Annotated in this window: 20 protein-coding genes, 1 tRNA gene and 1 pseudogene; 7 read left to right on the top strand and 15 right to left on the bottom strand. The window is 64.8% G+C overall.

Features of this window, described 5'->3' with window-relative positions; translation table 11 throughout:
- Positions 1-8: 8 nt before the first annotated feature.
- From VIQ49_RS04845 to mca, 3 genes are read right to left on the bottom strand one after another with little or no spacing between them, the layout of a single operon-like run.
- On the bottom strand, positions 9-2036 hold the full coding sequence (locus VIQ49_RS04845; RefSeq protein ID WP_331881431.1) for a thioredoxin domain-containing protein: 2028 nt from the start codon (positions 2034-2036) through the stop codon (positions 9-11).
- Positions 2005-2247: a hypothetical protein gene (locus tag VIQ49_RS04840; RefSeq protein WP_331881477.1), complete on the bottom strand. Its 243-nt coding sequence runs from the start codon at positions 2245-2247 to the stop codon at positions 2005-2007. Before VIQ49_RS04840 ends, VIQ49_RS04845 begins: the two co-directional genes overlap by 32 nt.
- A 2-nt stretch (positions 2248-2249) precedes the next feature.
- Positions 2250-3116, bottom strand: a complete 867-nt coding sequence (gene mca, locus VIQ49_RS04835) for a mycothiol conjugate amidase Mca (protein ID WP_331881475.1) — start codon at positions 3114-3116, stop codon at positions 2250-2252.
- Between the two features lie 130 nt (positions 3117-3246).
- Between mca and VIQ49_RS04830 the strand changes: the two genes are divergently transcribed.
- The 4 genes and pseudogenes from VIQ49_RS04830 to VIQ49_RS04815 form a co-directional block, all read left to right on the top strand.
- The gene (locus VIQ49_RS04830) at positions 3247-3675 is read left to right on the top strand and encodes a DUF4307 domain-containing protein (protein ID WP_331881429.1); all 429 of its coding nucleotides are present in this window, start codon (positions 3247-3249) and stop codon (positions 3673-3675) included.
- Between the two features lie 96 nt (positions 3676-3771).
- Entirely contained in the window at positions 3772-4545 is a 774-nt protein-coding gene (locus VIQ49_RS04825) for a queuosine precursor transporter (RefSeq protein ID WP_331881426.1), read from the top strand.
- Positions 4546-4642: 97 nt separating this feature from the next.
- Entirely contained in the window at positions 4643-5137 is a 495-nt protein-coding gene (gene greA, locus VIQ49_RS04820; RefSeq protein WP_331881424.1) for a transcription elongation factor GreA, read from the top strand.
- 145 nt (positions 5138-5282) lie between these two features.
- A pseudogene (locus VIQ49_RS04815) lies at positions 5283-6190 on the top strand (AMP-binding protein); the annotation flags it as partial.
- Between the two features lie 24 nt (positions 6191-6214).
- On the opposite strand, the gene VIQ49_RS04810 reads toward VIQ49_RS04815, so the two are convergent.
- The 6 genes from VIQ49_RS04810 to VIQ49_RS04785 form a co-directional block, all read right to left on the bottom strand.
- Positions 6215-7750 (bottom strand): FAD-dependent oxidoreductase, encoded by a 1536-nt coding sequence (locus tag VIQ49_RS04810; RefSeq protein ID WP_331881421.1) that lies wholly within the window; start codon positions 7748-7750, stop codon positions 6215-6217.
- A gap of 4 nt (positions 7751-7754) precedes the next feature.
- Positions 7755-8756 (bottom strand): diiron oxygenase, encoded by a 1002-nt coding sequence (locus tag VIQ49_RS04805; RefSeq protein WP_331881419.1) that lies wholly within the window; start codon positions 8754-8756, stop codon positions 7755-7757.
- A gap of 138 nt (positions 8757-8894) precedes the next feature.
- Positions 8895-9581 carry a Tellurium resistance gene (locus VIQ49_RS04800; protein ID WP_331881417.1) on the bottom strand — a complete coding sequence of 229 codons (687 nt, stop codon included), beginning with the start codon at positions 9579-9581 and terminating at the stop codon, positions 8895-8897.
- A gap of 48 nt (positions 9582-9629) precedes the next feature.
- Entirely contained in the window at positions 9630-10847 is a 1218-nt protein-coding gene (gene ilvA, locus VIQ49_RS04795; protein WP_414731577.1) for a threonine ammonia-lyase, read from the bottom strand.
- 121 nt (positions 10848-10968) lie between these two features.
- Positions 10969-12141, bottom strand: a complete 1173-nt coding sequence (locus VIQ49_RS04790) for a cystathionine gamma-synthase (protein WP_331881414.1) — start codon at positions 12139-12141, stop codon at positions 10969-10971.
- A 70-nt stretch (positions 12142-12211) separates the two neighbouring features.
- Positions 12212-13600, bottom strand: coding sequence for a cystathionine beta-synthase (locus VIQ49_RS04785; RefSeq protein ID WP_331881412.1), 1389 nt, complete (start codon positions 13598-13600; stop codon positions 12212-12214).
- Between the two features lie 39 nt (positions 13601-13639).
- On the opposite strand from VIQ49_RS04785, the gene VIQ49_RS04780 reads away from it, so the two are divergent.
- Together VIQ49_RS04780 and VIQ49_RS04775 are read left to right on the top strand one after the other, a co-directional pair.
- A complete protein-coding gene (locus tag VIQ49_RS04780; RefSeq protein WP_331881410.1) occupies positions 13640-14578 on the top strand; it encodes an SGNH/GDSL hydrolase family protein in 939 nt (312 codons plus the stop codon).
- Between the two features lie 71 nt (positions 14579-14649).
- A complete protein-coding gene (locus tag VIQ49_RS04775) occupies positions 14650-15870 on the top strand; it encodes an acetyl-CoA C-acetyltransferase (RefSeq protein ID WP_331881408.1) in 1221 nt (406 codons plus the stop codon).
- An 88-nt stretch (positions 15871-15958) separates the two neighbouring features.
- On the opposite strand, the gene VIQ49_RS04770 is transcribed toward VIQ49_RS04775, so the two are convergent.
- From VIQ49_RS04770 to VIQ49_RS04750, 5 genes are all read right to left on the bottom strand, one after another.
- Entirely contained in the window at positions 15959-16831 is an 873-nt protein-coding gene (locus VIQ49_RS04770; RefSeq protein WP_331881406.1) for a Bax inhibitor-1/YccA family protein, read from the bottom strand.
- A 145-nt stretch (positions 16832-16976) separates the two neighbouring features.
- Positions 16977-17738 (bottom strand): SDR family oxidoreductase, encoded by a 762-nt coding sequence (locus VIQ49_RS04765; RefSeq protein WP_331881404.1) that lies wholly within the window; start codon positions 17736-17738, stop codon positions 16977-16979.
- 48 nt (positions 17739-17786) lie between these two features.
- Positions 17787-18365 (bottom strand): TetR/AcrR family transcriptional regulator, encoded by a 579-nt coding sequence (locus tag VIQ49_RS04760; RefSeq protein ID WP_331881402.1) that lies wholly within the window; start codon positions 18363-18365, stop codon positions 17787-17789.
- Between the two features lie 31 nt (positions 18366-18396).
- Complete coding sequence (locus VIQ49_RS04755) at positions 18397-20721, bottom strand: MMPL family transporter (protein ID WP_331881400.1); 2325 nt, start codon at positions 20719-20721, stop codon at positions 18397-18399.
- A gap of 149 nt (positions 20722-20870) precedes the next feature.
- Positions 20871-21530 (bottom strand): TetR/AcrR family transcriptional regulator, encoded by a 660-nt coding sequence (locus tag VIQ49_RS04750; protein WP_331881397.1) that lies wholly within the window; start codon positions 21528-21530, stop codon positions 20871-20873.
- A 122-nt stretch (positions 21531-21652) separates the two neighbouring features.
- On the opposite strand from VIQ49_RS04750, the gene VIQ49_RS04745 reads away from it, so the two are divergent.
- Positions 21653-21726, top strand: a tRNA-Leu gene (locus VIQ49_RS04745).
- A 696-nt stretch (positions 21727-22422) separates the two neighbouring features.
- Here the strand turns inward: VIQ49_RS04745 and VIQ49_RS04735 are convergent.
- Positions 22423-22689 carry a metal-sensitive transcriptional regulator gene (locus VIQ49_RS04735; protein WP_023959022.1) on the bottom strand — a complete coding sequence of 89 codons (267 nt, stop codon included), beginning with the start codon at positions 22687-22689 and terminating at the stop codon, positions 22423-22425.
- Positions 22690-22741: the final 52 nt, after the last annotated feature.

The raw sequence follows: 22741 nt of genomic DNA, 5'->3' as shown, positions 1-22741 counted from the left end.
GGGCCGGGCTATCCCAGCTGCCGGCTCAAGCCTTCGACGGTGGTCACCGGTAGTCCGCAGACCGTGCCGCGGCAGATGTACGCGGCGGATTCACCGTCGACCGGCGGCCGCCCGTCCAACAGAGGCTGGGAATCGACAACACCTCCGACCACGATCGCGCCGCCCGGGGCGCGAACCCGCGCCTCGGTGAGCAGTGCGGTCGAGTCCACGTCAGGCTGCGACACCGCGATCTGCAACGGCCCGGCAAGCCGGGCGGACGCGACCGCCAGCCACTGCCCTGCCGACCGAGGCAGCTTCGCCAGCAACACCCCGCCGCGGGCGAGAGTGTCGTCGGCCAGGGCCAGGTAGTCGTCCGCGCTTCGGGGGCTGCGGCTGGTCGGTGCCAGCGGCGCGGCCGTCAGAAGTGCCTCGGCCACCAGCGAGGTACCAGCCGGTGTCGCACCGTCGATCGGGTCGCGTGGTCGTGTCAGCAACGCGTCGGCATCTGCACCGGCATCGAACCACGACCCCGGTGCCTGCGGATCGGCGAACAGATCGACGGTCCGGTCGAGGAGGTCGAGGCCGCGGTCTCGCCAATCCGGTTGCCCGGTCACCTGATACAGCGCCAGAAGCGCAGTCACCAGCGCAGCATGATCGTCGAGCATCGCCAGCGGATCACCTGCCACACCATCGAGTGACGACCGCCGAAGACGACCGCCCGGCTGATGACGCTCGAGCAGTTCCCCCGCACACCAGGCGGCCAGTTCGATCCAGTCCGGGCGACCGAGGCCGGCGCCGGCCTCCGCGAGCGCGGTGATGGTCATGGCATTCCAGCCGGTGACGACCTTGCCATCGATTCCGGGCTGCGGACGCAACGCCCGTGCCGCCGACAACCGGCTGCGCACCGATTCGAATCGGGTGACGTCGTCGGGATCGGCACGCAGCTGCAACGTCGACGCACCGTCTTCGAAGGTGCCTGCGGCGGTCACGTTGAAGAGCTGCGCGGCCCACTCGCCGTCCTCGGCGCCGAGCACGTCGACCATCTCCGGTGGCGTCCACACGTACGTCAGACCCTCGCGACCCTCGGTATCGGCATCAAGCGCCGAGGCGAACCCGCCGATCACCTTGAGGTCGCGCTGCAAGAAGCCGATGGTCTCCTCGGTAATCTTCTGCGCCAACGGATCTGAGGTCGTACGGGCCAGATGCGCGTACACCCGCAACAGCTGAGCATTGTCGTAGAGCATCTTTTCGAAGTGTGGAACCACCCAGTCCTGGTCGACCGCGTACCGGGCGAACCCGCCGGCGAGCTGATCGTAGATTCCGCCGCGGGCCATCACCGAGGCGGTGCGTTGCGCCGCTTCCAGGCCCCGCGGATCGGTGGTCCGCTCCGATTCCCGGATCAATCCTTCGAGCAGGGCCGACGGCGGAAACTTGGGAGCGCCGCCGAATCCGCCGTAGTCGCGATCCTCGTCGTCGAGGACCTTGTTCACAGCATGTGCGAGCAGATCGTTGTCGAGGGCGAGGTCCGGATCGGGCAGACCCTCCGCGTTCGCGGCAAGCTGCTCCGCGACCGCGGCGCCGACCCGGTGAACCTCGTCGCGCTTGGCGTTCCAGGTCTCCGTGATCGCGTCGAGCAGCTGCACAAACGACGGCAAGCCATGCCGGGGTATCGACGGGAAGTAGGTGCCGCAGTAGAAGGGTTCACCCTCGGGTGTCAGGAAGCAGGTCATCGGCCAGCCCCCCTGGCCGGTCATCGCGACGGTCGCATTCATGTAGATCGCGTCGATGTCGGGGCGCTCTTCTCGGTCGACCTTGATGCAGACGAAATGCCGGTTCATCACCGTTGCGGTGGCATGGTCCTCGAACGACTCGTGGGCCATGACGTGGCACCAGTGGCAGGCCGCGTAGCCGACCGACAGCAGGATCGGCACATCACGCTCACGCGCCCACTGCAGGGCGTCGGCGCTCCACTGTTGCCAGTGCACCGGATTGTCGGCGTGCTGGCGCAGATACGGACTTGTCGCGTCAGCGAGACTGTTGCTGTCGCGGGTCACCATCGGTCCCGTCGTCGGCGGCCTGATCGTCCTCAGGATGGTCCCAGTCGAAGTTCTTGGGCAGACGTTTGATGTGCCGGTTCATCGACCAGATCAAGAAAACGGTGCCTACCAGCAGCAACACGACCACCAGCAACCCCAGCGGGGATGCCTTGCCGAACTCGGGGCCTTCCGGGGCGGCGAGTACGTCGGTCACCTGCAAGGCGTGGGTCATGTTCACGACGCACCCTCCTCATCAGCAGTGATACCGGTGAACAGATCGGTTTCGGGGATCGCGGTTTTCACGCGGGTCTTGGCGAGTTCGAACTCTTCGGTGGGCCACAGTCGCTGCTGCCACTCGATCGGGACGGCAAAGAACATCCCGTTGGGGTCGATCTGGGTGGCGTGCGCGCGCAGCGCCTCATCCCGTTTCGAAAAGTGTTCACCGCAAGTCACCTGGGTGGTCACGCGGCCCATCAGATTGCCGCGCTCGGGATCCCAGTTCGAGAGCCACTCCGCGAAGGGGCTCTCCTGGCCGAGCTTCGCGTATTCGTCGGAGAAGATGAGCATCCGGTCTCGGATGAACCCGTGGGTGTAGTAGATCTTCGACACCGACCACGGTTCTCCGGCGTCGGGGAACTGCTCCGGATCGGCGGCGGCCTCGTACGCGGCCATCGATACCTCGTGGTCGCGGATGTGGTCGGGATGTGGGTAGCCGCCGTGCTCGTCGTACGTGATCATCACGTGCGGTTTGAACTCGCGGACCACCTTGACCAGAGCTTCCGTGGCGACTTCGAGCGGGATCGTCGCAAAGGAGCCCTCAGGCAGCGGCGGCTTCGGGTCACCCTCCGGCAGCCCCGAGTCGACGAAACCGAGCCATTGCTGGCGGACGCCGAGCGCGGCCGCGGCCTTGGCCATCTCTTCCTTGCGGACCTCCGGCAGGCGATCCTTGATACCCGGCAGATCCATCGCCGGGTTGAGGATGTCGCCGCGCTCGCCGCCGGTCAGAGTCACCACCAGGACGTCGTGCCCTTCGGTGGCGTACTTGGCCATCGTCGCCGCGCCCTTGCTGGACTCGTCGTCGGGGTGCGCATGCACCGCCATCAGTCGTAGTCCGACCACGCGATTTCCTCACCTTCACAACTGCCCCGATATTCGGGTTCAATACTCCCACCGTCCCCGCGGACCATGGCGCACCGGTACCCGCTTCTGGCTCCATGGTAGGTATGAACCCATGACAAGCCCTCGCAACCTACCGCCGGGGCGCTACCCCACCGACCGCTCACCACGCTCTCGCCGCGTGTGGTCGATCGGACTCACTGCCCTGGTCATCGCCGTAGGCGTGGTCATCGCGTGGGTCGGGTACAAGAACTTCTCCGACCCCGACATCTCCGGAGAAGCCAGCGGCTACGAGATCCTGGACGACACCAGTGTTGAGGTGAAGTTCACAGTCATCCGCAAAGACCCCGGTGTTCCGGCGACGTGCATCCTGCGCGCACGATCGAAGAACGGCAGCGAAACCGGACGGCGTGAAATCTACGTCCCGGCGTCCGGCGAAACCCATTTCGCGATGTCAACGACCGTCAACACGTCGGACGCCCCGGTGCTCGGCGAGGTTTACGGATGCAGCAAGACGGTCCCGGATTACCTCGTCGCACCCTGAACGGCCCCCCTTCTGGCGTCGGGTCCTCCGGATTCGAATCTTTGGTTCCGTTCCGATTTGCCGCTGACTGGTGCTGATCACCCATAATCGGCACCCATGACATCCATAAACAAGTCTGGGCAGCCGGACTCGCTCACCGCCAAGGGAACGGGTCCGGCGTTTGCCACCATTGCAAGTCCGTATTACCCGATGCTCGTCGGCCTCTTCGTCGGCGTGATGATGATCAGCAACATCACCGGCACCAAGGGCGTGGTGCTCTTCACCAACCTCCACTTCGACGTCGGACCGCTGTCCATGGACGGCCTGGTCACCGACGGCGCCTTCTATCTGTTCCCCCTCGCCTACGTCCTCGGCGACGTGATCAGCGAGGTCTACGGCTTCCGCGCGATGCGACGCACCATTCTGGCCGGCTTCTTTGTCCTGCTTCTCGCGTCCCTGTGCTTCTGGCTGACCGTGAAGTTGCCGGCCGCGCCGTTCTACGACGGCCAGGAATCCTTCGAGACCGTCGCCGGGGTGGTTCCTCAGTTCCTGGCGGCCGGACTGGCCGGATATATCGTCGGCGAGTTCCTCAACTCCTGGGTGCTGGTGAAGATGAAAGAGCGGTCCGGTGAAAAACACCTCTGGGCCCGTCTTCTCGGCTCCACCGTGGTCGGCGAGTTCTTCGACACGCTCGTTTTCTGCGCGATTGCCGCTACCGCACTTGGCATCTCGACGTGGTCCGACTTCCTGAATTACACGGTCATCGGATTCGTCTGGAAAACCCTGGTGGAGCTGGCGATCATGCCGCTGACATATGCGGTGATCCGATGGCTCAAAAAGCGCGAACCGACATATCAATCGACGCTTGCCCATGAGGGCACAATTTCCTAGGAATTCGGGAACCGTACATGTGACCTGGTAGTCTTGGCCAATACACGGTTCCGAGAGGGGCCGTGTTGCTGCATGTAACGAGAGGGAGTGATCGAGCATGACCGACACCGAGGTGACCTGGCTTACCCAGGAGTCCCATGATCGGCTCAAAGAGGAGCTCGACGCGCTCATCGCGAACCGTCCGCTGATTGCCGCCGAGATCAACGAACGCCGCGAAGAGGGAGACCTCAAGGAGAACGGTGGCTACCATGCCGCCCGTGACGAGCAGGGCCAGCAAGAGGCCCGCATCCGTCAGCTCCAGGAGCTGCTCAACACCGCCAAGGTCGGCGAAACACCCACGCAATCCGGTGTGGCACTGCCGGGTTCGGTCGTGAAGGTGTACTACGACGGCGACGAGTCCGACACGGAGACCTTCCTGATCGCCACCCGCGAGCAGGGATCGTCCGAGGACAAGCTCGAGGTGTACTCACCGAAGTCGCCGCTGGGTGGCGCGCTCATCGACGCCAAGGTCGGCGACACCCGCAAGTACACCGTGCCCAGTGGCGCCACCGTCTCGGTGACGCTCATCAGCGCGGAGCCGTACCACAACTAAGACCCCGAAATTGGTGGCTTTTGGCGAGTAAACCCGCAGGTCGGGTTCGCCAAAAGCCACCATTTCTTGTTTCCGCTGCTGACACCACAGCTTCCACGATTGAACACCGTGCAGCACGTGATCGTCACCAGCACGTCGACCGCTGGTCTGCATGTCGGACGGCCCGAATCTCACTCAGGGTGACCGAGCGCTGACCCTGGTGCCACAGTTCCATACCATGTCGTGGGGACTTCCCTACGCGGCGTTCATGATCGGCGCATCACTGATCATGCCGGACCGATTCCTCCAACCTGAACCACTGGCCGCCCTGATCGCCGCAGAACAACCGACGTTCGCCGCCGCGGTCCCGACCATCTGGCAGGGCCTGCACCAGTATCTCGAACAGCACCCCCAAGACATCTCATCCATGCGACATGTACTGATCGGGGGGCGGCGGTTCCACCGGCGATGATGCACACCTTCGATGACGAGCACCAGGTGAGGGTGCTACAGGGCTGGGGAATGACCGAAACCTCTCCCCTCGGGGCGGTGGCCCGTCCACCTGCTGATGCGACCGGTGAGGAAATGTGGCGTTGTCGCTACTCGCAGGGCCGGTTCCCGGCCTCCGTCGAGGCACGTCTGACCGGCGACGACGGCGGATTCCTGCCCCATGACGGTATCGGCACCGGTGACGTCGGTTCGATCACTCCCGACGGCTACCTCGTTCTGTCCGACCGGACGAAGGACATCGTCAAGTCGGGTGGCGAGTGGATCTCTTCAGTGGATCTGGAGAACGCCGTGATGGGGCACCCCGCGGTGTTGGAGGCCGCCGTCATCGGGGTACCCGACACGAAGTGGGACGAACGGCCACTGGTCGCAGTCGTGTTAAGCGAGGGATCCACAACCACGATCGATGAACTCCGCGAGTACCTTTCGGACAAGGTCGCCGCCTGGCAGTTGCCCGACAACTGGACCGTGATCGACGAGGTCCCCAAGACCAGTGTCGGGAAGTTCGACACGAAGCGTCTGCGGGCGGACTATCACGACGGCAATCTGGACGTCACTCGCGTCTGAACCCCATCCCTCACGACCGGGATGTCAGCGTGAGAGCAGGCGACGCCGCTTCGGTGTCGTCGGCACCGACAGCAAGCCCGCTTCGAGATCGGTACGCAACTGCGCCACAGTCTCCGCGGAATCGGACTTGTTCGTTCCGATGAAGCCCGATGGTCCGCGCTTGATCCAGCCGGTGACGTACACGCCGGTCATCGGGGTGTCGCCGTCGACAACCCGTCCACCGGCGTTGGGGATCACGCCGCGTTCGCCGTCGAACGGCAGGCCGGGTACCTCAACACCCTTGTATCCGATGGAGGTCAGCACCAAGCTGGCCTCGACGGTCTCGCTCTCCCCTGTCGGCTCGACCCCACCCCTCAGTGGGTCGACCCGGTTGATTCCGAACGTGACTCCGGACGCTGATCCGTCCGCGTCCGCAACGATCTCCTGCGGCGAACGCAGGAATCCGAACCGGATGACAGGTCCTGATCGCGGTGTCCGCTGGGACAATTCGGCCAGGATCTCGAGTTTTGCCGCAATCGTGGGGTCCTCAGGGGAACCGACAGAGGTCAGCAGTTCGGGATCGACGGTCACATTGGCTCCGCGGTCGGCCAGCCCCACCAACTCGGGCAACGTGAACGCGGCGTCGGCCGCGCCACGGCGGGCGACAACCAGCACTTCCTCGACGTTCGAGTTCCGCAGAGCCGCCAACGCGGTCGGCGAAATCGAGGTGGACGCAAGGTCTTCCGGATCCGAGGTGAGGATGCGAGCGACATCGAGGGCGACGTTGCCGTTGCCGATGACGACCACTCTCCGGTGGGAGAGGTCGAACACGCGACCGGCGAAGTCGGGGTGTCCGTTGTACCAGCCGACGAACTCCGTTGCGCTGGCCACGTTCTCCAGGTCGATGCCCGGGATGTCCAGGCGCCGATCGGTCTTCGCGCCGCCGGCATAGATGACACCGTGGAAGTCGCGGCGCAGATCATCCAGTGCCAGGTCGCGGCCCACCTCACTGCCGAGCAGGATGTCAAGACGGCTGCTTCGCGCCATCTCGTCGAAGAGCGCCATTACCTTAAGGGTCGAAAGATGATCGGGCGCAACGCCGTAACGGGCGAGGCCGAACGGCTTGTCGAGACGTTCGTACATCGTGACGTGCACGTTGGGATGGCGCAGCAACTCGTCGGCCGCGTACATCGCGGACGGGCCCGACCCCACGATCGCGATGCGGACGTCGCCGCCACCGGGAACCTCGATCGGCTTCGGTTTGCTGATCGGGGCCAGCGGCAACCGTAGCTTGGCGTCGACCGGGAAGCGGACGGGCGACTCGGCGATTTCCTCGTAGTGAGCGGCGTTGATCTCGAGGTACCGCTCGTCCTGCGGTTCGATGCGATGGCCGGGGACAATCGCGCCCACCGGACACGCACTGACGCAAGCTCCACAATCGACGCAGGTCGCGGGGTCGATGTAGAGCATCTCTGAGGTCAGGAAGTCGGGCTCGTCCGGCGTCGGATGGATGCAGTTGACCGGGCAGGCGTAGACGCAGGAGGCATCGGCGCAACACGCCTGCGTGACAACGTGCGGCACGGACTTACGCTGCCGCGTAGGTGGGTTCGCTGCGGAACCGCGAGGGACGGCCGCCGATACCCATGATCTTCCAGATGAACTTCGAGATCGGGTTCATCAGGCCACACTGCTCGCCGAGCATCCGGACATCGCCGAACACATTGCGCAGGAACTGCTTCGAGCTCTCCGACCGCCAGAAGATGTCCTTGAACACCGACCGCGGGATGTCGAACTCGCGACGGAACTCCTTCGGCGGCACCACGATCGCACCACACAGCACCCGCATCACGATCGGCAGCATGATCGACAGGATGAAACGCTGCGCGGCCGACTTCTGCGGGATCGTCTCGCGCAGCAGGTGATGGGCGAACGAGATGTGCCGCGCCTCTTCGGCGACGTGCAGCTGCATCACCGCCAGCATCGACGGGTGCATCTCATCACGATTGCGCAGGAAGTCCTTCTGGATGTGGTCGATGGGCTCCTCGCCGCCGAGCACACCGAAGTAGAAGATAGTCGGAAAGATGGTGGAGAAGAGCGGGATCACCGGAGAGATACGGCGGAAGCTCGTCTTGGCGCCCGGTACATCCATGCCGGTGCGGTTCACGAACTCCTGGAACATCAGGGTGTGATTGCACTCTTCTTTGGCTTCGTGCGTGGTGTAACGGAACTCCTTGGCGGAGTTGGGAAGTTTGAAGCTGTACTGCATCAGGCCACGGATCAGGATCGACTCGAACTGCAGCCCGACCTTGGCGACGTTGGCCTGGCGCCACATCCCGATCCGGATCTGCTTCTCGAGCGGCTGCTCCTGGTACCAGGGGTGGCGACCAATGGGGTCGACATTCTTGGACAGGACCCAGCGCGGGTCGCCGTCGGTGATCGCCAGCTCGGGCGAATCCCAGTCGATGTCGATGTACGGATCGAAATTGCGGTGCACCGATGCACTCGACAGGTCGTCGAGAACCTGATCGTAGTTGTCACCGGTTGTCGCCTTGGCGTGCTCCGGAACATACTTCAACGCTTCAGTCATCTGCGGCCTCCTCGCTGCAACTTGTTCACATGACGTTAGAAGGACCGACCGAACTTGTCAACGGCCGTTGTTAAATCAACGGACGTTGTCACGCCAGAAGGTCCGGTCACAGCGAGAAGATGAGGCGCTGACCAGGTGTTACTTGCTTCCGCGCCCCCAGTTCAGGCCCCAGCGGAAGTGTTTGTCCATTTTGTCGCCACCCGAGAAATACTCCACCGCACGGGTCACGTGCACGCCGTGGCCACCGACCTCGATGAGCACGATGGACGCCGTCCGCAAGCTGTTCTTCTCCGAGTCCATCCGGACCTCGATCGGTGGACCGAACTGCGATTCGACGGTGACCACGCCGTCGACCGCCGCCCAGTTCGGGCTTCCCTCGTAGATATCGGCGAAGATCAGAATTCGCCGGAAGACCGACGGGTCGGTCAGATTCACGAAGATGTTCTCGCCGCCTGCCGAGCTGCCCGAGCGGTCATCCTGGTCGAGCTGGATGAACGGCGCTCTGTCCAGGGCACCGAAGTTGCGGTCGAGCGCGCCGATACCGCCGCGCGATCCGTCGGCCAGCTCGTACAGGCACCGCAGGTCGAGGTCCACCGAGTTCTTCCGCTTGAAGAATCCTCCTCCGCCCGGCGCCTGCGCCCAGTTCAGGTTGACGCGAATGGTGCCGCCCGAGCTGCCCGACTTCGCGAGGCTGACCGTGGGCTGCGCCTTGGTGAGGGTGATCTTGTTCAGCTGTACCGGAGGTGCGGCGGGAGCGGGCGGGGTCGGTGGTGGTGGGGTTGGTGCCTGCTGTTTCGCCGGCCGCTTGGTGTAGTCGATTCCCATACCCGTGAGCCTAATGCGGTGGCCCGCCGAATCGGACAGCAAAGGCCGTCAGGCCACCGAATAGCCGACATCGGCCAACGCGGCCCGGACCTTCGCCTGGTGATCGGGCCCCTTGGTCTCCAAACTGACCGTGACAGCCACTTCGCCGAGGCTGAGTTCGCCACTGACGCGCGAATGGATCACGTCGACAACGCTGACATTCAGGTCGCGGAGCAACTCGAGCAGCGCCACCAATCCACCCGGGCGATCCGGCACCGTCACCGTGATCGTCAGGTAGCGGCCCGCGGCGCGCAGTCCGTGGGTGGTCACCTGGGTCAGCAGCAGTGGATCGATGTTCCCACCGGACAACACAACGCAGACCCGGCCGTCGAGTCGGAGATCGGGCAGGCTGGTCAGCGCCGCCACCGCGGTGGCACCGGCCGGTTCGACGAGCAACTTGGCCCGCTCGAGAACGAGCAGCAGTGCCTGGGAGATGGCTTCCTCGCTGACCGTGACGACGTCGTCCACCAGCTCCGCCACATGCGCAAACGGCACCGCGCCGGGCATGGCGACCGCGATTCCGTCGGCCATGGTGTTCATCGACCGGGCCTTGACGGGTTTGCCCGCGGCGAGCGAGTCGGGCCATGCGGCGGCACTTGCCGCCTGGACACCGACGATCCGGACCTGCGGGCGATGCAGTCTGATCGCGGCCGCCACACCTGCCAGTAGTCCGCCCCCACCGAGGGGTACCAGGACGGTCCCCACGTCCGGGACCTGTTCGAGGATCTCCATCCCGACGGTTGCCTGTCCGGCCACGATGTCGGGGTGATCGAACGGATGGATCAGGATTGCGCCGGACTCTGCGGCGTACGTGGCCGCGGCCTCCAGACTCTCGTCGACGGTTGCGCCTTCGAGGATCACCTCTGCGCCGTAGGCCCGGGTGGCGGCGATCTTGGGCAGCGATGCGCTGGTCGGCATGTAGACCCGCGACGTGATGCCCAGGTCACCGGCCGACCACGCCACACCCTGCGCGTGATTGCCGGCACTGGCCGCGACCACACCGTACGCTCGCTCCGCCGGGCTCAGTCCCGCAATCCGCAGGTACGCTCCGCGCGGCTTGAATGATCCTGTCCGCTGCAGATTTTCACACTTGAGCCAGACGTCTTGGCCGCATCGTTCCGACAACGCGCGCGATGCCACCACCGGTGTCCGGCGCATCGCCGGTGCCAGCAACTGAACCGCACGGTCGATCTGCGCCAGGTCAACGATCAGCGAGTCCGCGGTCATCGACTCAGCTTGCCACCCCTCAACGCAAATTCGCTCCGCTTGCCAGCGTGTGCTCCTGTTGCGACAGGAGCGAATCCTTGTAGGCGGAGCGAATTTCGAGGGCGGGAGTCGGGCCCCGGCGTCAGCTCAGGGCGTTCTCGATGTCACCGAGGAGGTCGCCGATGTCTTCGATGCCGACGGAGAGCCGGACGAGGTCGTCGGGGACCTCGAGCAGCGACCCCGCCGTCGACGCGTGGGTCATCGCGGCGGGATGTTCGATCAGCGATTCGATGCCGCCGAGCGACTCGGCCAAGGTGAACACCTCGGTGCGGTCGCAGAACTGCTGTGCGGCCTCGAGCCCGCCGGCCACCCGTACGGAGATCATGCCGCCGAAACGACTCATCTGCTTCGCCGCCGCCGCGTGACCCGGATGGTTGGCCAGGCCCGGGTAGAGCACCGAATCGATCTTGGGATGCGTCAGGAGGAACTCCACGAGCCGCTCGGCGTTGTCGCTGTGCCGGTCCATCCGGACAGCAAGTGTCTTGATGCCACGCATGGTCAGGTATGCGTCGAACGGGCCGGGCACCGCGCCTGCGCCGTTCTGCAAGAACGCCAGGTCGACGTCGAGTTGCTCGTCGTCGGTGATCAGCGCGCCGCCGACCACATCGGAGTGTCCGCCGAGGTACTTGGTCGTCGAGTGCAGCACCACGTCGGCGCCGAGCGTCAGCGGCCGCTGCAGGTACGGCGAGGCAAAGGTGTTGTCCACCACAAGCTTTGTGCCGGCCTCGTGTGCGATCGCGGCGATGGCCTCGATGTCGCCGATGTTCAGCAACGGGTTGGTCGGGGTCTCGATCCAGACAAGTTTGGTGTTGGGGCGGATGGCCGCCCGCACCGCGTCGACGTCGGTGACGGGTGCGACCGAGTACTCGATCCCCCACTGCGAGAAAACCTTGTCGATCAGCCGGAACGTGCCGCCGTAGGCGTCGTTGGGGATCACCAGGTGGTCGCCCGGACGCAGCGTGGCCCGCAGCAACGCATCGGTGGCCGCCATGCCGGACGCGAATGCTCGACCGAAACTCCCCTCTTCGAGCGCCGCGAGATTCGCCTCGAGCGCCTGCCGAGTCGGGTTTCCGGTACGTGCGTACTCGAATCCGCCGCGCATCCCACCGACGCCATCCTGGGCGAAGGTGGAACTCGCGTAGATCGGCACGTTGACCGCGCCGGTCAGCGGATCGGGTTCGTATCCGGCATGAATCGCCTTGGTGGCAAATCCCTGCCAGTTGTGCGAGTCGGTCTTGCTGCGCTGCTCACTCATGGGAACCAGACTAGTGCCCGGCGAAAATCACCGGCCGATCGCACTGCCCGGTTCCAGCAGCCGATTCTCCTCAGCCGACGGCGCTGACAAACGCCAGCAGGTCATGCCTGGTGATGACGCCGATCGGCTTACCGTCCTCGACCACCATCAGGGCATCGGTGTCGCGCAGGGCCTTGGTGGCCGCCGACACCGGCTCGCCGGAGCCGATCAACGGGAAGGGCTGTCCCATGTGGGCGCTGACCGGATCGGCCAGATTGGCCCGTCCCTCGAACACCGCGCTGAGCAGTTCGCGCTCACTCACCGCACCGGCGACCTCGCCGGCCATGATGGGCGGCTCGGCCCCGACCACGGGCATCTGCGACACCTCGTACTCGCGCAGGATCTCGATCGCGTCGCGCAGCGTCTCCTGCGGGTGGGTGTGCACCAGATCCGGCAGTGCACCGGACTTGCCGCGCAGCACATCCCCCACCATCGGCTCGACCTCACCCTTGCCGTCGAGCGGGGTCCGCAGAAATCCGTAGCTGCTCATCCAGCGGTCGTTGAAGATCTTGCCCATGTAGCCGCGTCCGCCGTCCGGCAGCAGCACGACAACCAGTGCGTCCGGACCCTCACGCTCGGCCACCTTCAGCGCCGCGACCACGGCCATGCCGCACGAGCCACCGACCAGCAGCCCCTCTTCACGGGCCAGCCGACGGGTCATCTCGAATGAATCAGCGTCCGACACCGCGATGATCTCGTCCGGGATGGACGGGTCGTAGGCGCTCGGCCAGAAGTCCTCGCCCACACCTTCGACGAGGTACGGACGACCGGTTCCGCCGGAGTACACCGAACCTTCCGGGTCGGCTCCCACGATCTTCACCTTTCCGCCCGAGACCTCTTTGAGGTAACGGCCGGTGCCGGTGATCGTTCCGCCGGTGCCGACGCCGGCGACGAAGTGGGTGATCTTGCCGTCGGTGTCGTTCCAGATCTCGGGTCCGGTGGTCTCGTAGTGCGACTGGGGCCCGGCCGGGTTGGCGTACTGGTTGGGCTTCCAGGCGCCCTCGATCTCGCGGGTCAGCCGGTCGGAGACGTTGTAGTAGCTGTCGGGATGTTCGGGTGCGACCGCGGTCGGGCACACCACGACCTCGGCGCCATAGGCCTTGAGGACGTTGCGCTTGTCTTCGCCGACTTTGTCGGGGCACACGAACACGCACTTGTAGCCGCGCTGCTGGGCGACGAGGGCCAGGCCGATTCCGGTGTTGCCGGATGTCGGCTCGACGATCGTTCCGCCGGGCTTGAGCTCGCCCGACGCCTCGGCCGCGTCGACCATCTTGATGGCGATCCGGTCCTTGGAGCTGCCGCCTGGATTGAGGTATTCAACCTTGGCCGCCACCAGGCCGGATCCTGCCTCGACAACGGAGTTGAGCTGGACCAGCGGGGTGTTGCCGATGAGTTCGGTGACGTGACTTGCGATGCGCATGTACCCATCGTCCCAGACGGCTTCGATTATGTTGGAGCTGTGTCCGCATCCAGGCGCCGAGTGGTCCGAGATCTTGCCGCTGCCTCCGTTGCCACTGCAGGTACAGCAGGCGCCGGTTGGTGGGCCTTGGAGTTTCTCAACGGGCAGGCCAAACACGCTCGCACCGTCATCCCCCATCGCACCGACAACGCCCCCAACGGCGACGGGATCTACGGACCCGACGGCCTCGGACCGCTGAGGTATCGCCGCAACGACGATCACGACCTGCACCTGATGGTGTTCGGGGATTCCACGGCGGCCGGTCTCGGCGCCGAGACCGCCGACGAGACCCCCGGCGTGCAGCTGACCCGCAAACTGGCAGACGAGACCGGGCAGCGAATCCGGTTGAGCACGAAGGCAATTGTCGGTGCCACGTCCAGGAGCCTGACCGGCCAGGTGGACGCGATGCTGGTCGCCGGTCCCCCACCCGATATCGCGATCATCCTGATCGGCGCCAACGATGTCACCAGTACCAGCGGGATCCGGGCGTCGGCGAAGAGACTCGGCGCCGCGGTCCGGCGGCTCGAGGATGCCGGCGCCCAGGTGGTGGTCGGGACCTGCCCCGACCTCGGTGTGGTCGCCGCGATCCCGCAGCCCTTGCGAACGGTTATGCGGCAGTGGGGTTTGCGGTTGGCCGCCGCCCAGGCCGCCGCGACCCGCGCCGGCGGAGGCACGCCGGTGCCGTTGGCAGACCTGTTGGCCCGCGAATTCCTGGCCGCTCCGGAACGGATGTTGTCCTCGGACAACTACCATCCGTCTGCGGCCGGTTATGAGCTGGCGGCACAGATCCTGTTGCCCGCGGTCCTGGCCCGACTCGGCGAATGGGGTACCGGTCCGTTGCCGGATCCACCCGAGGTGTCAGCCATCGCCGAGGACAACAAATGGTCCACCCGGACCCGCGTCATGTGGGACAGGACCGCCCAGCGTTGGTCTCGTTGACCACGCGTAACGTCGGGTCTGACCAAGATCACACGTAGTTGCATTGCCAAGCGAATATCATAGGAGTCTTTATGCCAGAAGCAGTCATCGTTGCCACCGCGCGCTCACCGATCGGTCGGGCCGTCAAGGGTTCACTCAAGGACGTCCGTCCCGATGAGCTCGCTCGCCAGATGGTGGAGACCGTCCTGAACAAGGTCCCCGAACTCGACCGCAACGACATCGACGATCTGCACCTGGGCAGCGGACAGCCGGGCGGCAAGGCCGGCTTCAATATGGCCCGTGTGGTGGCAGTCCTTGCCGGGTTGGACCAGGTTCCCGGCGTCACCGTGAACCGCTACTGCTCGTCATCGCTGCAGACCACCCGGATGGCACTACATGCCATCCGCGCCGGCGAAGGCGACGTGTTCATCTCGGCCGGTGTCGAGAGCGTCTCGAGCTTCGCCACCGGCAACGCCGACGGCTGGCCCGACACCAAGAACCCCGAGTTCTCAGGGGCGATGGAGCGCACCGCACAGACAGCCCTCGGTGGCGGCCCGGCATGGAGCGATCCCCGCGCCCAGGGCCTGCTGCCCGACATCTACATCCCGATGGGCGAGACCGCCGAGAATGTCGCCTCGTTCACCGGCATCTCGCGGGAAGACCAGGACCACTGGGGCGTTCGCAGCCAGAATCGCGCCGAGGAAGCCATCAAGTCCGGATTCTTCGCCCGTGAGATCGACCCGATCACCTTGGCCGACGGCACCGTCGTCAGCACCGATGACGGCCCCCGCGCAGGCACCACCTACGAGAAGATCAGCCAGCTCAAGCCGGTGTTCCGCCCGGACGGCACAGTCACCGCCGGCAACGCCTGTCCCCTCAACGACGGCGCCGCCGCCCTGGTGATCATGAGTGACACCAAGGCCAAGGCACTCGGACTGACCCCGCTGGCCCGGATCGTCGCCACCGCGGCCACCGGCCTGTCCCCCGAGATCATGGGCCTCGGACCGATCGAGGCCGTCCGCAAGGCACTGCGGTTCGCCAACATGGGCATCGACGACATCGACCTTTTCGAGATCAACGAGGCGTTCGCCGTGCAGGTGCTCGGATCGGCCAACGAACTCGGCATCGATCACGACAAGCTCAACGTCTCCGGCGGTGCGATCGCGCTGGGCCACCCGTTCGGCATGACCGGTGCCCGCATCACCGCCACGCTGCTCAACAACCTGAAGACCCACGACAAGACCTTCGGTGTCGAGACGATGTGCGTCGGTGGCGGACAGGGTATGGCGATGGTGCTCGAGCGCCTGAGCTGAGTCCTTTCGATCACAGCTGACAACAAAGGAGGCCCGCGACCGATTCGGTTGCGGGCCTCCTTGCTGGACTTGGTGTTACGCCGTAAAGCTAGTCCGAATTGAAGTAGCTCAGCAGGCGCAGGATCTCGACGTACAGCCAGACCAGGGTGACGGTCAGGCCCAGTGCGATGCCCCATGCAGCCTTCGACGGGGCGCCCGAACGGATCAGTGCGTCTGCGGCGTCGAAGTCGATCAGGAAGCTGAACGCGGCGAGCGCGATGCAGACGAGCGAGAAGATGATGGCGATCGGACCGCCGTCACGCAGGCCCAGGCCGGATCCGCCGTTGAAGAATCCGATGAGCAGGTTGCCGAGGATCAGCACCATGACACCGATCAGGCCGGCGAAGATCATCCGGGTGAAACGGGGGGTGACGCGGATGGCGCCCGTCTTGTAGACGATGAGCATGCCGGCGAACACACCGAACGTTCCGAGTACGGCTTGCCCGATCAGCGCACCCGCGCTGACATCGTCTGCGACGACCCAATTCGCGAAGACGTAGGAGATCGTGCCGACGAACATGCCTTCGAGCAACGCGTACGCGAGCACGATGGCCGGGTTGTCCTGCTTGCGACCGAAGGTCGCGACGAGCACCAGTGCCAGACCACCGAGCGCACCGACGAGCATCAGCGGCATCGCGACGGCTTCGTTCTGGGTGGTGAAGTAGTACGAGATGGCGGCCGACAGGATCAGCACGCCGAGTGTGGCGGCGGTCTTGGTCACCACATCATCGATGGTCAGGGTTCGGGCACCGACCTGTTGTCCTGGCCGGGCATACGGATCGGCAGAGGGCGCTCCCCCGTGCTGGTTAAACGTCGCGGCCTGGCCGGCGCCGGCTGCACCAGCGCCAAAGCCGGCGTACCCGCCTGGGCCTTGGTTGCTGCGCACGACTCCGCGCATCACCGGATTGCTGGTTTCACGCACCGTTGTGGTCCCTTCTGATAACTCACTTGTTGTCCGCTCAACGAGCGGAGTGACGTTCGAGTTCCGACTTTACCTTCTCTTGAACCTACGCGCAGGAACCTGGCTGCCGCGTCAATTCAGAGCCGCAACCAAGCGGCCCTATCACTCACCCCCAGCGACTGTGGCCACCGTCGGCCGGGATCGTGACTCCGCTGAGATAGCTGGCATCCTGGCCCGCGAGGAACACCGCGATCCGTCCGATGTCCGCCTCGGCGTCGCCGATCCGTCCCAGCGGAATGCTCTTCACGAAGGCATCCGCCTCGCCGGGGTACTCCTCGGTCCACCATTTCAGCGAGGGTGTCATCGCATGGGGTGCAATCGCATTCACCCGGATGTTGTCCTTGCCCCATTCGCACCCCGCGGCCCGGGTCAGCGACCGTGTCGCTTCCTTCACCGCGGCGTACGGCCCGTAGGTGGCCATGTCCCAGCGCACGGCCGCCGAGGTCACGAGATTGATCACCGAACCGCCACCTCTCGCCACCATCAGTGGGTGGCACGCCTTCATCAGTCGCAGCACGGCCAGCGGCCCGGTCTGGAAGAAGCGGGTGAAGTCCTCGTCGGTGACGTCGAGCAGCGGGATCGGCATCGCGTCGTTGGCGTTGTTGACCAGGATGTCGACACCGCCGAGCCGGTCGGCGCAGGCGTCCACGATTGCCGTGCAATCGGCCGCTTCGCTGACGTTGCCGACCAGGTACTCCGCGCGCACCCCATTCGCGGCCAGTTCGTCGGCCGCGGCGGCCAGGGGACGGCGATGCCGACCACAGATGAAGATGTCCGCGCCTTCTTTGCTCATCGCCGATGCGATGCCCAGTCCCACACCCTTGCCGCCGCCGGTGATCAGTGCCACCTTGCCATCGAGAATTCCCATGCGGCCGACAGTAGCGAAACTAGAACACGTTCACCCCGGTTTTGGAGGTCATCTGGCGTCGCGCATCGCGCGTTGTTCGACGACGAAGTCCCGTATCGCCGCCGGGCCGACATCGCCGCCGATCAGGTCTTTGGTGACGCGACCGAGACACACCGACGTGAGGACACGGTCGGCCAGGTCGTACTTGTCGTCGACGAACAGGTACGGCTTGGCGACCATGAGGGCCGCGACACCATGTGCGGCCGTCCACAATTCGAGGACCACCGGCGCCGGGTCGCCCTTGTCGATGAGTCCGTCGTCCATCAGCCGCTCGATGGTCTCGGAAAAATGCACAAACGCCGAATCGCCCAGGACCGCGTCCATGTCCGTTCCCTCCGGACAGGGCTTCATCGTCGCGACCCGATAGAGTTCCGCGTTTTCGACCGCGAATCGCACGTAGGCCATGCCCTGCGCATGCGCGGCCTGCCAGCTGTCCTCGTGCTGGGCGCCGCTGAGCCGCATGACCTCGTCGAGTCTGGTGAAATAGTGAGCAACCACCTCGCCGATCAACGTGTCCTTGTCGGCGAAGTGGATGTAGATCGACGGCGGTGAGACCCCCACCCGAGTGGACACCGCCCTGATGGACACCGCAGATTCGTCTCCGGTCTCCAACAGCAAATCAGTTGCCGCTGCGAGAATTTCCGCTCGCAACTGTTCCCCCGAGCCGCGCGGAGATTTCCGCCTCCGAAGACGCTCGGTTTTCATGTCCACCTTCCTCGCTCAGACCGAACCGGTCGTGGAACTTCCGTAATGGTGCCGGTGCCCACCAGTTTGCCCGACCGGCAATCTTCATGAAGGCGGGAACCAGGAACATCCGGATCAGGGTGGCGTCCATCAACACCGCCAACGCCAGTCCGACACCGAACATCCGCATGAACGACACCTGCGAGAAGGCGATGCCGGCGAAAACCACGGCCATCAACAGCGCCGCGGCAGTCACCACCCGGCCGGTGCGGGCGATTCCCAGGGCGACCGCACGGTCGTTGTCGGCGCGGGTCCTACCCGACTTGAGCCATTCCTCCCGGATCCGCGACAACAAGAAGATCTCGTAGTCCATCGACAATCCGAAGGCAATACAGAACATCAGCACCGGCATGTTGGCGATCAGGGTTCCGGTGGTGGTGCTTCCCAGACCACCGAGGTGACCTTCCTGGAAGATCCACACCATGGCACCGAACGTGGCCGTCAGCGAGAAGACGTTGAGCACCAACGCCTTCAGCGGCAGGATCACCGATCCGGTCAGCATGAACAACAGGACAAACGTGGTGATGACGATGACCGCGAACACCTCCGGCAGGTGATCGACGATGCTGTCGACATTGTCGATGTTCTGCTGGGCCAACCCGGTGAAGAGCGGGGCGATGCCTTCCGGTGTCGCCACTTCACGCAGGGCATCGAGCTGGTCTGCACCCTGGGTCGAGAACGGGTCGACGGTCGAAGACACCGTGACGAAGGCATCGTCGGCGGCCACCATCTCGGCGCTGCCGGGGCCCGCACGTTGCCCGTCGACGAAGGTGCCGACCGGGGTGAGAACCGCAGTGACATCCGGGATCCTCGACAGTTCTTGGCCATACTCGGCCATGCCGGCATCGCCCATCTGGGCGGCGTCCGGAACAACGATGTTCACTGCCGCGGACGCATTCTGCGAGTAATCATTTCGCAGTTCGTCGCCCAGCACACGCGCCGATGCCGACGTCGGAAGCACCCGGTCGTCGGGGTACCCGAATTTGATGCCGAGGAACGGAGCACCCAGGACCAGGAGCAGGGCAACCACCGCGAGTCCGACCGGAATCGCATGGCGCAACACGAATTGCGTACTGCGGTACCACATCGACTCTTCTGGTTCGAGGACGCGAGGTTCGGACCGTCGCAGCAATCTGCGGATCGGTTTACGCGCGTCGAGCGACTCGATCCGCGCGCCCAGCACCGCAATCAGCGCGGGGGCGATGATGAGCGCCGCCGCGGCAGCGAGCGCGACCACAGCGAGGCCCGCGTAGGCGAACGATCGGAGAAAGTACATCGGGAAGATCGCCATGGCGGACAACGACAACGCGACGGTCACCGCGGAGAACAGCACAGTCCGGCCCGCCGTCTGCACCGTGATCGCCAACGCCTCGTCGCGTTCCCGGCCCGCGTGGACTTCTTCGCGATACCGGTTGATGATCAGCAAGGTGTAGTCGATGGCCAAAGCCAAACCGAGCGCGGTCGTGAGGTTCAGCGCGAACACCGACACATCGGCGAAGAGGGTGAACCCGCGAAGTACCGCGGTGGTTCCGATGATCGCGAAAATGCCGATGGCCAAGGGCAGTACGGCTGCGACGAGTCCACCGAACACCCAGATCAACAGCACAAAGCTGATCGGGATCGCCACCGCTTCGGCGATGAACAGGTCGCGGCTGGTCTGCTCGTTGACCTGCGAGTACACCAGGGCTTGCCCACCGACGATCACATCGATGCCGGGGAACTGATCGGTGAACTCCGGAGCCGTGAACCGGTCGTCAATCTTCTGTCCGTTGGCCGCGGCATCGCGGTCGCCGCCCGAGACCGTGGCGACGATGAGCCCGGACGAGCGATCGGCAGAGATCAGGGCGGAGGCCGCTTCCGGGTTTGTCCAGGCCGAAACGATCGGGCGCTGAACGAAGTCCGTGTTCTCCAGGTCGGCGATGATCGCATCTGCGGCGGCCCTCCCCAGGTCACTGTCGGCGATATTGGTGGTCCCCGGGTCGTGCAGGCGCACCACTACCGGAAGGCCTCCCCGGCCGAACTCCTCTTCCAATATCGCTGTGGCCTTGGCAGATTCAGAATCGGGATCCTGAAATCCGCCGGCCGCGAGGTGCCCGGCAACCGACGAGCCGAGTACCCCACAGATGATCAAGATGAGCAGCGCGCCCCCCAGGACACGTTTTGGCGCGGCGATCACGCCGCGAGCTAGTGTCGACAACACTGGAACATCCTTTCGGGATTTCTCAAGTGATCGACGTTAAGTTAACAGCACTATCCTAGTTCGGTCAATGGTCGTACCCCGAGGTGAGGTGATCCGGCGCGCAGGACGAGCGTTTCCGGTGAGAACTCCGCGATGTCCGGACCTGCGCGTCACACTCCCGGGTCGCCGTCGCGCTCCGGTGGGTCGAAATCCGGGAGCACCACGGCGGCAGCGCCGACGCCGGCAAAACCCTCCCAGATCAGATTTGTGACGTGGTCGACCAGTTCGGCGCGGTCCATCGTCCGGGTCTCGCTCCACCACTGCACCGCGGTCCAGATGGCGCCGACCACCGCCCGTGCCCACGGCGCGGCCGCGCGCCGATCTCCCTCCACCTGGACGAGCCCGACGTCGAGGACGTGTTCCAGAAAACCCGTGACCAGCGAATCACCGACACCGGCCTGCATCCGCGGCGCGAGAACCGCCGACAACTCAGGGTTGTCCTCCATCCACCGCGCGAGTAGGTCGACCGTCGCTCGGGTCTGCATCAGTGGTCCATCCTCCTCGTTGAGGACCGTGGCCATGTCGACGGTGATCAGATCGGCGTGACGCCGGGTGAGTGCTGCCAGCAAGTCATCGCGGTTGGCAAAAGCCGCGTACACCGCCGATCGGGTCAGGCCCGCACGCTTTGCCACACCCGCCAGCCCGAACTCGGAACCGTGTTCCTTGATCTCCGATTCCGCGGCAGCGAGCAACTCATCGCGGCGGGAGTCGAGGTCAACGCCCGGTCCCGGCGGTCGGCCCCGGCTGCGGCGGGCGGAGGGTTTCGGCATGCGTCTGATAGTGCCACCTCGAACACGAATTCCCGGTGCCGGGCATCAACCTTCTCAGGTAGCCGAACCCTTGTCGCAAGCCGCGAAGCAATCCGTGAGATTCTGATCAGGCTTCACAGCACGCCCCTATAGCCCAACTGGCAGAGGCAACGGACTTAAAATCCGTCAAGTGTGGGTTCGAATCCCACTGGGGGCACCGTTTGGTGCTGGTCAAGGTCGCCCTTCTGAGCTCTGCGGCGGCCGGAAGGCCGCCCCGGTCCGCGTGGCGATCAACTCGGCGTACCAGGTGATCATGTTCGCGGTCCCGGGCCGGTTTGTCACTCGGTGCCACCGGGTCGGCTCGCACAGACCGAGATCGGTGCCGATCCTCATCCGCGCTCCAAGGTGACCAGCTCACGTTTCAACCCCTCGACGTCGTCCGTATCGCAATCCCCCGGCTGGCGTACTTCACCATCACGTGAAGCGACCAAGCGAACCGATCTTTACCGGGTGCTCCGAGCGGACGTTCATCGCTATCGACTCGTTGTTCGTCCGGTGTACGAGCACGCCAAGGCGCCCCCAACGGGCACACGGGAACAAGTACTGCGTCAAGGACTCTCACCTCAGGCCACGACGATAAGCGTCGACACCGCGGCCCGGGTGATCGCCGGAATCCGTTTGCGCGCAGGCAGAACCGGGACCGGCGAAGGCGAAGCAAGGATTGTCGCCAAAGCCTTCACCACTGACCGATCAGTTGGGGCGCGCGGCATGATCATCCCGCGCGCCGCAGGGATCCTGGCCCACCCTCTCGACGATCGCCTGCTGCCCGGCGGCCCCTGGCAGCATATTGGCCATCGCTGCGTCCGTTCTCTGCCTCGAGAACTCGCGCCTGAGGGATGGCCCCCATGCCGCCCTACGCCAGCGCCAAGAAGAGCTTTTCGAGTTCGGCTTCGGTCAGCGGCGCCTGGTCACCGTCGGCGCCGTTGATACATTGACGCATCCCCGATGCAACGATCTTGAAGCCGGCACGGTCAAGGGCGCGGGACACAGCGGCAAGCTGAGTGACCACATCTTTGCAATCTCGACCCGCCTCGATCATGGCGATCACCCCGGACAATTGGCCCTGCGCCCGGCGCAGACGGTTCAATACTGCCGCCATCGATTCTTCATCACCAGTCACAAGTCACGCCTCTCAGTTCATTCAACAAGCCCGAGGGTACCCCCAGGGGTAT

This window comes from Williamsia sp. (assembly GCF_036566845.1).
Classification (GTDB): domain Bacteria; phylum Actinomycetota; class Actinomycetes; order Mycobacteriales; family Mycobacteriaceae; genus Williamsia.
This window is presented reverse-complemented; position numbering and strand designations above follow the sequence as displayed.